We start from the raw sequence: 13,360 nt of genomic DNA, 5'->3' as shown, positions 1-13,360 counted from the left end.
AACTCGCCGATATCTCTTGCGTCACCGGGCCCGCCACGAACACGTCGAGATCGCGAAACTGAATGGTCGCGCTCGCGCTGAAGTATTCATCGCCGAGATTACGGCCGCCCACAATCGCGATCTGGTTGTCCGCGATCATCGCCTTGTTGTGCATCCGGCGCGTGAAATGATCGACTTTCGTGAACAGGTTACGCGTGCGTTCGCCGAAACTCCGGGTCGCGCTGCCGTAGGGATTGAAGACGCGGATATCGATGTTGTCATGCGAATTCAGCGCGGCCATGATCTGGTCGATGTCCTTGAAATTCAGGTCATCGACGAGCATGCGCACCTTGACTCCGCGATCCGCCGCGTAAAGCGCCGCGCCGAGCAGCAGCTTGCCCGTGTTGTCCTCGTTCGCAATGTAGTACTGCATGTCGAGCGTCCTGGTCGCCGCGCGCGCGAGCGCGATGCGGGCCTGCAGCGCCTCGGTGCCGGTGGGAAGCAGCCGCACGCCGGATTCATCCGGATGCGCCGCTTCTTTCGGCAGGAGGGCGGTGCGCAAGGGGGTGTCGGCGGTGGCGGAAAGTGCGTGCGTGGCGGGGCGGTCGAACGCGGTCGCGGGCGGCCGCGTGGCGCAGGCGCTGAGCGCCAGCGCCGTGAGTGCGGTGGCGATGAACGCGAGCCCGCGCGACAGCGGTTGGGCGCGCCGGGCCCTAGCCGAGATCATCGGCGGCGATGAAACCTGTCCTGCTCGCGTGCCCTCTGTGCGTCCGCCGGGGTGATGGCCTTGTGCAGCTTGAGAAATACATGACAGAGACAATTGCTTGCTGCTTTCCGACACGTCCATTCCTCTTGTTTGCTCGAGCGATTTTTCTGAACTGCTTGCGGTTGTTGCGCACGCAGTGGCCGCGTGCGGAGCCGGATCTTGCGGGAGCGCGCCAAGGATCATGCGCGGTTATTTTATGGGAAATCGGTAATGGACACGGCGGAAGGGTCGATTTGCGAAATAGCCGAGAGGCGGCGAGGCGGGAACGGTAGAGGTCTGCGACGCTTGCTCGCGTCGTTTCTGGCGGCCGGCATTGAGTCGTTGAACGTTGGATTGACGGCCACGAGGAACCGCGGTTTTACCTTTTGCGCAGACGAAAAAAAGCCCGCTTCGTCGAAGCGGGCCTAATACCCCTGCTACTGGATGAATCAAGGAGACGGCTTGATCGTATCTTCACGCCGCTCCGATTCCAACCAACAATGTCTGCTTACCTTATGGCGCAGCGCCCTTGGCAAGCGATTCAAGCCGTATGCCGGGGCGCTTGTGCGGATTTACCGGGTTCAGGCGCGCCGCGCGTGACCAGGCGGCGGCTCATGCGATCGAAGCGAAGGGTCATCAGCACCGCGACGCTCGCGAGTCCCGCAGCCAGGCCCCACCACAAACCTTTTGTGCCGCCACCAAAGTGAAACGCCAGCATGTAGCCCGTCGGAAAGCCGATGCCCCAATAACCGAGCGCTGCCGCGAGCATGGGGACACGCGTGTCCTTGAGCCCGCGTAGCACGCCCGACGCGACGGTCTGCATGCCGTCGACGATCTGGAACACGGCCGCCACGCCCAGCAGCGACGCGGCCAGCGCCACGGTCTGGGCATTCTTCGGGTCGTCGAGATGGAGATACAGCCCGACAATCGCGTGCGGCGCCAGCACCAGCACGCAGCCCGACATCGCCATGAACGCCACGCCCAGCGCGATGGCTACGAAGCCGGCGTGGCGCGCGGCCAGCGGCTGTCCTGCGCCGATCCAGTAGCCCACGCGCACGTTTGCCGCCTGGCCGATAGCCAGCGGCACCATGAACGCCACCGACGCCACGTTCAGCGCGATCTGGTGCGCGGCGAGCGGCGCTTCGCCGAGCGTGCCGACGGTCATCCCGGTGGCCAGGAACAGCGTGGATTCGACGCCATAAGTGATCGCGACCGGCCAGCCGATGCCGAATAATTCGCCCATCAGCGGCAGGCGTGGCCTCGACGCGATAACAAAATGCCGGTAACGCGGCCGCAAATGCAGGAACGCGATCAGCACCAGCGCCGTTGCCCAGACGGTGATCGTGGTGGCGACTGCCGAGCCGAGAAAACCAAGTTCGGGCAGACCGTAGGCGCCGTGGATCAGGCCGTAATTGAGAAAGGCGTTCACGAACACGCCGCCAATCGATACCCACAGCAGCCGCTTCGCCGCACCGATAGCCGGCAGGAACGCGCGCATCATGCCGATCCCGAGCAGGCTGCCCGGCGCGCCCCAGCGCAGGATCGCGCAATATTCGCCGACGTTTTTGGCCAGCATGGCGGGTTCGTGGAACGCGAGCAGGATCGGTTCGGCGAAGCTCAGCAGCGTGAAGGCGGGGATCGCAAGGAGCAGCGACAACACCAGCCCGGTCCAGTAGATATTGGGCACGAGGTGATCGTTGTTCGCGCCACGCGCGTGCGAGACGGAGACGCTCACCGACGTCAGCACGCCTTGCAGCAGCACCACGACCACGAAGAACAGGTTGGCGCCCAGGCCGCCGGCCGCGAGGGAATCGGGGCCGAGCGAGCCGAGCAGGATGGTGTCGGTGACGCCCATCGCCATTTGCGACAGTTGCGAGATGGCGAGCGGCGCGGCGAGCCTGGCGGTATCGACGGCGTGACGGGAAAGGCTTGGCGGCGCGTTCGCGCGGATCATTCTGGATGGCATGACGGATTATCTGGATGCTTTGCTGCACGGCAACAACCGCGCAAAAACGGCAACGGGCGATGCAGCAAACCGTTACCGGTCCTGCATCGCCCGCTCGTTCCGGCCGCGCTTCAGCGTGTTGGCGTGAAGCTCCGCTTTGAATTTCTGCTATGAATTTCAGCGATGAAACCCGGCTTCGAATCTCAGCTTGGAATTCCGGTTTTGAAGTCCGCCAACTTGAAAAGCTGGCTTCAACCGGGCTGTAACCGTCAACAAGCTGAAAGCGGCGAAAGGGAACGAAAGCCGTCTAGCTTATTGCTTGATGGCGCTTCTGTCGATCACGACGCGGTATTTAACGTCATCCAGATCGCGCTCATGCGGATCTTCATGACGACCCCATGCCGATCACGACGGCTTGAGAACCTTGATCGTGGTGTCTTCAATAGTCACCGTCTGGCCCGCGCGGATCTTGCACGTCTTGCGCAACTCGATCTTGCCATTGACCTTCACTTCGCCCTCGGCGACGCGTACTTTCGCCGAGCCGCCGCTGTCGGCCAGGCCCATCAGCTTGAGCAGGTTGTGCAGTTCGACGTAGTCGCCCGTGAGCGTGAATTCGAGTCGCGGCATGTGAGCTTCTTCGCAGGATGGGAGGCGGAAAGGGCGCCCATGATAAACCAGCCGGGCACGCGACGTGCGTCTACAGCCCGGACTCCCGGATATCGGAGCGTTTGGCTGTTTGCAAAATGTCAGGAAGTGAAACCTTCGGTAACAATGACGTGTTTCAGCGAACTCCAGGCTCCGGTGCCGGGTCAGTCATAGTGATCGGCGCGGTTTTTACGCATTGCCAAGCGCAGACGCTGGTCACTAGAAGTCTAGACGGGTATTTGCGGCGCGCTGCTCCAGGCGCGGTGTTTGAGGACACAACTCACATCGCTTGGGCGCCGCTGCCGGTTGCGATGACTGCAAATGATCGCAATCGACCACCCGGAATAAAAACTGCCAGAGAGGAAATCAACATGTCGCAAGTCAAGAAAATGCTGTTGGGTACCGCTTTTGTCGCCATGGGTCTGTCTGCGTCCGCGTTCGCGCAGACCGCGCAGCCTTCCGCCGCCGATGCCGGCCAGATGTCCGCGCCGTCCGTGCAAACCGCGCCGCCGCCGCAGAATATCGTCGCACCGGCACCGACCGATCCACTGGTCGTGAAGCGTAATGCCAACGCGCAGGCTAGCGCTGAATACAAGGCGTCGAAGAAGGCATCGAAGCAGGAATTGAAGGCGACCAGCAAGGAAGCGAAGGCGCAATACAAGGAGCAGGTGCGCAACGCAAAGATCAACAAGAAGGCCGACAACCAGACCGCCAACGACGAACTGAAGTCCACCGAACCGGATGGTCCGAAGGACACGGGCCTGCAGCACTAAGTTTTCAGCTCGATGAACTGAACGCGGCCCCTTGAGCGGGGCCGCTGGCAAGGAGGAAATCATGACCACGACCACGAAGCGTTTATTGGCAGCGTTGCTCGCGGGAACGTTCGCGACGGCTGCTACGGTGTCGGTCGCGCAGACGCAAACCACCGCCGAACCCACGCACGCCGAGAAGAAAGCGGCGAAGAAGCAGGACGAAGCGGACAAGGACGCGAATGTAGCGCAGGCCAAGGCCGACAAGAAAAAGACGGAATCGCAGTCGAAGGCGAATGAAGCCGCCGCCGACGCGAACCTGAAAAACGCGAAGAAAGCAGACTGATTCGCAACAGATACCGTTGCGGGAAAAATGATCATGGCCCGATGCGTGCAAGCGCAACGGGCCATTTTTTTATAGGGCCAAAAGCCTTCTGCATCAGTCGCTTGCGTGGAAGAGTTGTATGGATATACAGTGTGCGTCACCCTTTTTAAAGCCGACGCGACGTGCTCACGCTTAACTCCGCCACCGACGAAGATCTCCCGCCCAAGCCGGCACAGGAAGAAATCGCGTCGTATCTGACCAAACTGAACGACGCGCAGCGTGAGGCGGTCGAGTACGGCACGCAAACATCGAACGTGAGCGACCCGGCCGGCGCGCTGCTGGTGATCGCCGGGGCGGGATCGGGCAAGACCAATACGCTCGCGCATCGCGTGGCGCATTTGCTGGTGAAGGGCGCGGACCCGCATCGAATACTTTTGCTGACTTTTTCCCGGCGCGCAGCCAGCGAGATGACGCGGCGCGTGACGCGTATCGCCGTGAAGGCTTTGGGTAATCGCAGCGTGATCGCGCAAGGCCTCACCTGGTCAGGGACCTTCCATAGCGTGGGCGCGCGTTTGTTGCGCGATTACGCGGATCTCGTGGGGTTATCGCCGTCGTTCACCATCAACGACCGCGAGGATTCAGCCGATCTCATGAATCTCGTGCGGCACGAACTGGGGTTATCGGCGAAAGAGAAGCGCTTTCCGGCCAAATCCACGTGCTTCGCCATCTACTCGCGCGTGGTCAACACCGGAGTGTCGCTTGCCACCGTGCTCGATCAGGCGTTCCCGTGGTGCCGTGAATGGGAAGACGACCTGCGCCGGTTGTTCGCCGCGTACGTTCACGCGAAGCAGCAGCAAAGCGTCCTCGACTACGACGACTTGCTGCTCTACTGGTCGCATCTCGCCGCCGAGCCGTCCATCGCCGCGGATTTGTCGAGCCGTTTCGATCACGTGCTGGTCGATGAATACCAGGACACGAACAAGCTTCAAGCGTCCATCCTGCTGTCGATGAAACCCGACGGCCGCGGCCTGACGGTAGTCGGCGACGACGCCCAGTCCATCTATTCGTTTCGCGGCGCGACGGTGCGCAATATCCTCGACTTCCCGGATCACTTCAATCCGCCCGCGAAATGCGTGACGCTCGAGCGCAATTACCGTTCGACGCAGCCCATTCTGGCGGCATCGAATGCGGTGATCGGACTCGCCGCCGAGCGTTATACGAAGAACTTGTGGACTGACAAGGCATCGGCGCAACGGCCGCGGATTGTTTCCGTCGCCGATGAAGCCGATCAGGCGCGTTATATCGTCGAGCAGGTGCTGGAGGCGCGTGAAGGTGGCATGACGCTCAAGCAGCAAGCGGTGCTGTTTCGCGCCGCGCATCATAGCGCCGCGCTCGAAATCGAACTCACGCGGCGCAACATCCCGTTCGTGAAGTTCGGCGGTCTGAAATTCCTCGACTCCGTCCACGTGAAGGACGTGCTGGCGGTATTGCGCTGGGGCGAGAACCCGCGTGATCGTGTGGCCGGGTTTCGCGTGCTGCAGCTGCTACCGGGGGTAGGGCCGGCCATCGCCGGGCGTGTGCTCGACCAGATGGCTGAGCGTAGCGACACGCCGGCCGCGTTAGCCGCATTCACCGCGCCGTTGCGCGCGAGCGAAGACTGGCCGGCGCTGGTTGCGATGATGTCGAAGGTGTGCGCGCGCGAAAGCGGCTGGCCCTCTGAATTCGAGATGATCCGGCGCTGGTACGAACCGCATCTGGAGCGCAATCACGAAGACGCGTCAATTCGCCATGGCGACGTGCTGCAGATGGAAAGCATCGCGTCCACGTATCCCACGCGGGAGCGTTTCCTCACTGAACTGACGCTCGATCCGCCCGATGCCACCAGCGATGAATCGGGTGTGCCGCTTATCGACGAGGATTATCTGATTCTCTCCACTATCCATTCGGCCAAGGGCCAGGAGTGGAAGAACGTGTTCGTGATGAATGGCGTCGATGGCTGTATCCCATCCGATATGGGCACGGGCAGCGACGAGGAAATCGATGAAGAGCGGCGGCTCTTGTACGTCGCCATGACGCGTGCGAAAGAGGATTTGCACATTGTCACGCCGCAGCGTTTCTACGTGCACAACCAGACGCATATGGGTGACCGGCATGTCTGGGCGGCGCGTACGCGTTTCATTCCGGCGCATCTGATGCCGCAGTTCGAAGCGTGCGCGTGGCCACCGGTCCCTGAACCCACCGCGCCGACGGCGGCGGGGCTGGCCGCTGCGGCGAAAGCGAAAGTCGATATCGCCGCGCGGCTCAAGAAGATGTGGGAGTGAAGGGCGTCGCGGTGCGGGCTCAGTACGAGTTCACCGTTCAGCACGCGAAGGCTTCGGCACTTTCCGCTCAGGCGTGAAGATCGTACGAAGCCAGTTGCCGAAACGCGTAAAACCGTCGTACGGCTCTTCGATAAAAATCTCCGGCTTGATCATGCGCAACTGCTCGAGCACTTGCTGCGCTTCCTGCTTTGAAATCGAGCCATGAAACATGCCGAGGCGCAGCAGGCAGCGCAGTTCACCGAGCTTCTCGCGCGACGTCGATCCCACACTGTGTTCGGTCGCAATCTTGGTTTCGTACACGCGTTGACGCAGTGAATCGGCGAGACGCCATGCGGGCGTCTGCATTTTCATCTCCAGCTCCTGGATATCCGATGCCGCTTCCTTGATTTGGGTCGCGAGCGTGTCTATCTGCGTCGGATCGCCGTTCGCTTCGGTCACGATAGCCGTCGCCCACGCGCGTGAGGCCTTCATCACATCGTCGGGTTTCCAGTCCGAGCGCACCGCGAAGCCGAAACCGTGTTCCGCGGCCTGACGCATCATCATTTCGACTACATCAGGAAATTCCTTGTCGAGTGCTCGTTTTGCCCACGCGTACTGACCGTTTTGCAGCATTCGCTGGACCGCTAGTTCGGTGAGCGGCGTCGGATTGTCGAGCAGCTTTGCACGCAGGAAATCCTCGAACGTCGGCGTGACGAATTGCGGGTCGAACTTGAGCGACAGACGAATCAATGTCTCGAAGTCACGGCGTAGCGCCGCGATCGTCTCGTCTTTAAATGAAAGGGTGATCTGACCCATGATGTTTCCCGGTTCCCGATCCCGCTGGCCGGTTTGAGCCGGCGCGGGAAGACAAGTCGGCGTCGCCATGAGGGCGACGGCCGTTCGTCTTTATAACGGCGCGGCGAGGGAAAACTTTAGGCCTGGTTTGACCCGTGCAGTCCGAGGTTGACTCACCGGCGCTCCCGTCTTATTTGACCGGAATGGTCGTCCCTGCGGGCATGGGCACCGCTGTCACGCTGTTCTTCGCGCTGCCGGTCGTAATCCGGTCGCTGTACGTCAGATAAACCAGCGTATTGCGCTTGGCATCGACAATACGCACCACGTGTAACGTCTTGAAGATAAACGACATGCGTTCCGAGAACACATCGGATTTCTGCTTGAGCGGCGCATCGATTTTAATCGGCGCAACCTGGCGGCAAGCTATTGATGCCTCAGACGGGTCTTCGGCTATCCCCAGCGTTCCTTTAACCCCGCCCGTGCGCGCACGGGAGACGTAGCACGTGACGCCCGCGACTGCCGGGTCGTCGTACGCCTCGACCGAGACGCGATCCGAGCCGGTAAAGCGGAAATTCGTGTTGACGCTGGCTATCTCCTCGGCATGCAGGGCAGGCGCAGCGAGCAACGCAACGAACGACGTCAGCCACGTCAAGGCGAAGATAGCGCGTTTCATCGGAATCCTTCGAGGAGTGAGGAATTAAAAAAGGCGTCGTATTGTAACGACGCCTTCGTTCAACTCACGTGAAACCGCATTCCGCGCGCTTTCGCGTTTAACTTTCGCGTTCAATCTTGCGCGCAATACGGCGGTCAGTGAAAGATCAGATACAGGATCACCAACACGATCACCGGCACACCCAGCAGCCACCCCAGTAGATAAGGCATTGTCTTCCTCCATTCGATCTCTGATTCGATGAGTCCAGTATCGATGAGAGGCCGACCCGCCGATACCCGCGTGCGTCCTATTCGGCTGTAGGCGGGTTCCTATCGACGGCATGGCGGGTGGAACGCCTTTTACCTCACACGCATGGCGTAGCGCGTGATTTGCCGATATCGCTCGTTGGGGCGCAACACGACGTCTTCCGCGTCGTCCATATTGATCTGGTTTGGAAACCCGCCCGCTTCGAGGCACAGCGCGCCGTGTTTTTGATAGGTCACGCCGCGCTTGCCCGGCACGCCTTCAAGACTGTTGCTGGTGTAGAACACCAGCCCGCGTTCGGTGGTGGAGACAATCAACTCACGTCCGCTGTCCGGATGATAAACAGCCGCGACACGCCGCATTTCCGGCAGTTCGGTGACCGGCGCGGCGGTGCGCAACACATAACAATGGTCGATACCGCCGCCCGCCAGCGTGACTTGCTCGTTGTCGCGGGTTGCGAGACGCGGTCCGAGAAGCGCGGCCGTACGGAAGTCGAAGGGGGTATCGGCGACGTCTTGCAGATGGGTCGGAATCGTATGTTCGTCGATGGCAAAAAACTGATCGGCGGCGAGTTCGATCTCGTGGTCATCGATAGTCGTCAAGTTCACGCCCGACAAGTTGAAGTACGCGTGGTTCGTGAGATTGAGCGGCGTGGGCGCGTCCGTGAAGGCATCGTAGGTGATCGTCAGTTCGCCCGCGTCGTTGAACGCGTACGTCACCTGGACGGTGAGGGCGCCGGGAAAACCGCTGTCGCCGGCAGGCGATTCCAGCGTGAGGACCAACGCGTCTTCGGTGTGCTGCGCCTGCCAGAGTTTGTAGCTGAAGCCCTGGAAGCCGCCGTGCAGTGAGTTCGGCGGCTGATTGGCTTCGAGCGGGTACTCCATGCCATCCAGGGAAAAGCGCGCGTTCGCGATGCGGTTCGCCCAGCGTCCGACGATCGCGCCCATGTAGGCCGGACCGGTGGTGTACGCGGCGGGGGTGTCGTGGCCGAGCAGGATATCCGCCAGATGGCCGTCGCGATCCGGCGCGAACCAGGAGACGAGGGCCGCGCCCAGATTCGTCACCGATACCCGCACGCCGTTGTCATGGCTGAGCGTGTGAAGATCGACGGGCGTGCCGTCCGCGAGATCGCCCCAGTGGGCGCTGGAAATTGTCATGGTGTGGTCTCCGGATTCTGGTTTTTTGCAGGATAGCGGTTTGCTTCCGGCTTGGGTAAGCGGGGTAAGCGCTCGCGATAAAGCGTGCTGACGTAGTCCAGGTGCGCGCCTGCGGCCTCGCGGGCGCGTTGTGGATCGCGAGCGAGGATGGCATCGAAGATCGCCTGGTGTTGCGCCAGCAGGTTCGCTTCCACGTCGTTGTCGTAGTCGACCAGCCGGTGCGATGTCAGCATCGATTCGCGTACGAGTTCGTGCAGGCCATGCATCACGTGGGCGAGCGCGAGGTTGTGGGTAGCGTCGGCAATGGCAAGATGAAACGCGGCGTCGTGTTCTGCTATGCGGGTGCGTTTTGGTTCGATGGCGGCGGTTTTGAGTGCGTTGAACGCTTCGGTGATACGCGCCAGATCCGTCGCGGTTGCGCGTTCGGCCGCGTAGCCCGTTGCCAGGGATTCGAGGCCGTGACGGAGTTCCAGCACGTCGGCGCTGGCGGTTGGGTGCTGGCTCAGCAACGCGGCGAGCGGCGCGGATACGAGCGGCGCGGTGACATCCGAGACCACGAAGCCGCTGCGCGCGGCAGCCTGGATAAATCCATCCGATTCCAGCCGGATCAGCGCTTCACGCAGCGATGGGCGCGAGACGTTGAGCTGTTCCGCGAGATCGCGTTCGGCCGGCAGGCGCTGCCCGGGGAGCAATGCGCCACTTGTGATCAACGCCCGGATCTGGTCGGAGACGACATCGGCGATGCGGGTGCGGGTGTAGGAGTGGACAGGCTTAAATGGCATGAAAGGAGAGATAGTTCGCACTCGGGTTTGGGGCGGGTCGAAGCGTTTTGAGGGAAGCGGGTCCATGCTGCGACGCCTAACCCCGGACTAACCAGTAACGCAGCGCCCGCAGTTTGACATGAAACGCCACAAACTTTAAAGTCTTGGTCAGACCAAGCTTACCAAACTCGGCAAACCGTTTTTCCTCCAGGCTCTCCACATTTTTCTATCCGATGAAAGTCGCCCTGTTCGTTCCTTGTTTTATCGATGCGTTCTATCCCGAAATCGGCATCGCGACACTCGAATTGCTCGAACGTCTCGGCGTAGAAGTCGATTACCCGGAGGAACAAACCTGCTGCGGCCAGCCGATGGCGAACAGCGGTGCGCAAAAAGAAGCGGCCGGTGCCGAGCGCGTGTTCGCCCGCAATTTCGCCGATTACGACTACGTGGTTGGCCCATCGGCGAGTTGTATCCACCATGTGCGCGAACATTTGACCGCGATCGAGCAGACGGCGTCCGTCCGCAAAGTTCGAACGAGCGCCTACGAACTCGTTGAATTTCTCCACGATGTCCTCAAGGTGCGCGAATTCCCGTGGGCCGAATTCCCGCATCGCGTGGGATTGCACAATAGCTGCAGCGCCATCCGGCATTTGAAAGAGGTATCGGCATCGGAGATCAACGGTGCGCCGTTTTCCAAACCTCGTGCGTTGCTGGAAGGTGTCAAAGGCATCGAATTCGTCACGCCCACACGCCCCGACGAATGCTGCGGTTTCGGTGGCACGTTTTCAGTGACGGAAGAGGCGGTATCGGTGAGGATGGGGCAGGACAAGGTCCGCGATCACATCGGCGCGGGCGCGCAATATATCGTCTCCGGCGATATGTCCTGCCTCATGCATCAGCAAGGCTGTGCCGAACGCCTGAAACTCGATGCGCGATTTATACATATCGCCCAGGTCCTGAACGGAGCACGTTCATGAGCGACGTCGTGAAGGGGAAAAGCAAGCGGCTTGATCACGCGAAGGCGGCGAGCGCGTTTATCGCGAAGGAAGATCACGTCGCTTTCCACGATAAACGCCTCTGGGACTTGCGCAGCAAACGCGACGCCCAAGCCCACGGCATGCCCGAATGGGAGACGCTGCGTGACTTGGCATCGGGGATCAAGGAGCACACGCTTTCCAATCTCGCTGATTACCTCGACCAGTTCATCACGCAAGCCGAGTCGCACGGCGTGATCGTGCATTACGCGGCAACCGCCGAAGAGCACAACGAGATCGTCTACAAGCTCATGTCCGAGCGCGGGCTGACGACCCTCGTCAAAAGCAAATCCATGCTCACCGATGAATGCAAGATGCGCGAGTACATTGAGCCGCGCGGCATCACGGTCATGGAAACGGATCTCGGCGAGCGCATCCAGCAACTGGATAACCAGGACCCGAGCCACATGGTCGTGCCCGCCGTGCATAAACTGCGCGCTGACGTGGCCGAGTTGTTCGGCCGAACGATCGGCACCGATCCCAAGAACAGCGACATCCACTATCTCGCCGAAAGCCAGCGCATGAACACGCGGCCGTATTTCGTGCGCGAAAAGACTGCCGGCATGACGGGTTGCAACTTCGCCGTCGCGGAGACGGGAACGGTCGTCGTGTGCACGAACGAGGGCAACGCGGATCTGTCGGCGAATGTTCCGCCGCTGCACATTGCATCGATTGGTATCGAAAAGTTGATTCCTCGGATTTCCGATCTCGGCGTGTTCATTCGCATGCTGTCGCGCAGTGCGCTCGGCTCACCCATCACGCAATACACCTCGCATTTTCGCGCGCCCCGACCGGGCTCGGAGATGCATTACATCCTCGTCGATCACGGCCGTTCCGAACGCCTCGCGATGGAGGATTTCTGGTATTCGCTCAAATGCATCCGCTGCGGCGCGTGCATGAATACGTGCCCGGTGTATCGGCGCAGTGGTGGCTTGTCGTACGGTTTTACGTACTCCGGGCCGATCGGCGCGATCATCAATCCTACTTACGATATGAAACGCTTCAGCAGCCTGCCGTTTGCATCGACGCTCAACGGCAGTTGCACGAACGTCTGTCCCACGAAGGTCAACATTCACGAGCAGATCTACAAGTGGCGCGAAGTGATTGCGGCGAACCATGAGGTGCCGTTCGTGAAGCAGGAAGTGCTGAAGATGGCAGGGCGCCTGCTGGCGAGTCCGACGCTGTATCGAGGCACCGTTGCGTCGCTGGGCGGCGCGCTCAAGCGGTTGCCGAACTTCGTGCTCTATAACCCGCTGAACATCTGGGGCCGGCAGCGCGACCTGCCGGAAACGCCCGCTGAAACCTTCCACGAGTGGTACAAGAAAAATCGCAAGGCAGCCAAAAAATGACCACGCGTGACACTTTTCTCGCCAAGATCCGCGCGGCGCAACCGGCTGCAAGGCCGCGTCCCGACGTGCCGCTCTTCGATACCCCGCCCGGTGAACGCCTCGAACGCTTTCGTACCGCCTTGGCAGCGATGGGCGGGACGGTGGTCGAAGGGGAATCGCTCTATACGGTGCGTGCGCTGCTCAGCGAGCGTTTCGGTCCAGATGCGATAGTTGCGTCGGCCGTGCCGGGTATCGAGGGGAACCGTGTGCTCGCCGCCGATATGTCGCCTGCATTACTGCAGGACGTCGATTCAGGCGTGGTGCGTGCGCGCTTTGGCGTGGCCGAAACCGGCTCGGTGTGGTTCAGCGAGGACGAATACATCGTCAATTCGATCGGCTATCTCGTGCAGCATCTTGTCGTGCTGCTCGATCCCGCGCACATTGTGGATGGGCTGCAGGATGTGTATCGACGCGATGACTTCAAGGCCGCGCGTTATGCCGTCCTGGTGACGGGGCCATCGGCGACGGCTGATATTGAAGGCGTGCTGATTCGCGGCGCGCAAGGCGTGCGGTCGCTGACGGTGGTGTTGCTGGCGGCTTAGGTCGAACGCGTTTCGTTTATACGCGGCGAAGATGCAAGAAGGCCGTTCCAACGTAAGTTGGAACGGCTTTTTAACTGGT

Annotated in this window: 13 protein-coding genes; 6 read left to right on the top strand and 7 right to left on the bottom strand. The window is 60.9% G+C overall.

The genetic code is table 11. The features are described from left to right. The 3 genes from GSQ93_RS32525 to GSQ93_RS32515 form a co-directional block, all read right to left on the bottom strand. The coding region (locus tag GSQ93_RS32525) for a phospholipase D-like domain-containing protein (RefSeq protein WP_254074189.1) at window positions 1–706 on the bottom strand (706 nt) is incomplete at its 3' end. A gap of 559 nt (window positions 707–1,265) precedes the next feature. Continuing rightward, on the bottom strand, window positions 1,266–2,690 hold the full coding sequence (locus GSQ93_RS32520) for an MATE family efflux transporter (protein WP_158940044.1): 1,425 nt from the start codon (window positions 2,688–2,690) through the stop codon (window positions 1,266–1,268). Between the two features lie 384 nt (window positions 2,691–3,074). Beyond that, window positions 3,075–3,296 (bottom strand): RNA-binding S4 domain-containing protein, encoded by a 222-nt coding sequence (locus GSQ93_RS32515; protein WP_158940043.1) that lies wholly within the window; start codon window positions 3,294–3,296, stop codon window positions 3,075–3,077. 389 nt (window positions 3,297–3,685) lie between these two features. Here GSQ93_RS32515 and GSQ93_RS32510 point away from each other — a divergent pair, with 389 nt between their 5' ends. From GSQ93_RS32510 to GSQ93_RS32500, 3 genes are all read left to right on the top strand, one after another. Further along, window positions 3,686–4,087: a hypothetical protein gene (locus GSQ93_RS32510; RefSeq protein ID WP_158940042.1), complete on the top strand. Its 402-nt coding sequence runs from the start codon at window positions 3,686–3,688 to the stop codon at window positions 4,085–4,087. Between the two features lie 61 nt (window positions 4,088–4,148). Then, the gene (locus tag GSQ93_RS32505) at window positions 4,149–4,409 is read left to right on the top strand and encodes a hypothetical protein (RefSeq protein WP_158940041.1); all 261 of its coding nucleotides are present in this window, start codon (window positions 4,149–4,151) and stop codon (window positions 4,407–4,409) included. A gap of 161 nt (window positions 4,410–4,570) precedes the next feature. Next, window positions 4,571–6,709, top strand: a complete 2,139-nt coding sequence (locus GSQ93_RS32500) for an ATP-dependent helicase (RefSeq protein WP_158940040.1) — start codon at window positions 4,571–4,573, stop codon at window positions 6,707–6,709. A 30-nt stretch (window positions 6,710–6,739) separates the two neighbouring features. Here the strand turns inward: GSQ93_RS32500 and GSQ93_RS32495 are convergent, their stop codons facing one another. From GSQ93_RS32495 to GSQ93_RS32480, 4 genes are all read right to left on the bottom strand, one after another. After that, window positions 6,740–7,504: a DUF4088 family protein gene (locus GSQ93_RS32495; protein ID WP_158940039.1), complete on the bottom strand. Its 765-nt coding sequence runs from the start codon at window positions 7,502–7,504 to the stop codon at window positions 6,740–6,742. A gap of 169 nt (window positions 7,505–7,673) precedes the next feature. After that, window positions 7,674–8,156, bottom strand: coding sequence for a CreA family protein (locus GSQ93_RS32490; protein ID WP_158940038.1), 483 nt, complete (start codon window positions 8,154–8,156; stop codon window positions 7,674–7,676). A 338-nt stretch (window positions 8,157–8,494) separates the two neighbouring features. Beyond that, on the bottom strand, window positions 8,495–9,556 hold the full coding sequence (locus GSQ93_RS32485) for an aldose epimerase family protein (protein WP_158940037.1): 1,062 nt from the start codon (window positions 9,554–9,556) through the stop codon (window positions 8,495–8,497). After that, window positions 9,553–10,338 (bottom strand): FadR/GntR family transcriptional regulator, encoded by a 786-nt coding sequence (locus GSQ93_RS32480; RefSeq protein WP_158940036.1) that lies wholly within the window; start codon window positions 10,336–10,338, stop codon window positions 9,553–9,555. The genes GSQ93_RS32485 and GSQ93_RS32480 overlap by 4 nt, the downstream gene beginning before the upstream one ends. A 212-nt stretch (window positions 10,339–10,550) precedes the next feature. Between GSQ93_RS32480 and GSQ93_RS32475 the strand changes: the two genes are divergently transcribed. From GSQ93_RS32475 to GSQ93_RS32465, 3 genes are read left to right on the top strand one after another with little or no spacing between them, the layout of a single operon-like run. Next, window positions 10,551–11,294 (top strand): (Fe-S)-binding protein, encoded by a 744-nt coding sequence (locus GSQ93_RS32475; RefSeq protein ID WP_158940035.1) that lies wholly within the window; start codon window positions 10,551–10,553, stop codon window positions 11,292–11,294. Next, a complete protein-coding gene (locus GSQ93_RS32470; RefSeq protein ID WP_158940034.1) occupies window positions 11,291–12,700 on the top strand; it encodes a lactate utilization protein B in 1,410 nt (469 codons plus the stop codon). The genes GSQ93_RS32475 and GSQ93_RS32470 overlap by 4 nt, the downstream gene beginning before the upstream one ends. Next, complete coding sequence (locus tag GSQ93_RS32465; RefSeq protein WP_158940033.1) at window positions 12,697–13,281, top strand: LUD domain-containing protein; 585 nt, start codon at window positions 12,697–12,699, stop codon at window positions 13,279–13,281. The genes GSQ93_RS32470 and GSQ93_RS32465 overlap by 4 nt, the downstream gene beginning before the upstream one ends. The last annotated feature ends 79 nt before the right edge of the window (window positions 13,282–13,360 follow it).

Source organism: Burkholderia sp. S171, from assembly GCF_009766085.1.
Taxonomy (GTDB): Bacteria; Pseudomonadota; Gammaproteobacteria; order Burkholderiales; family Burkholderiaceae; genus Caballeronia.
This window is presented reverse-complemented; position numbering and strand designations above follow the sequence as displayed.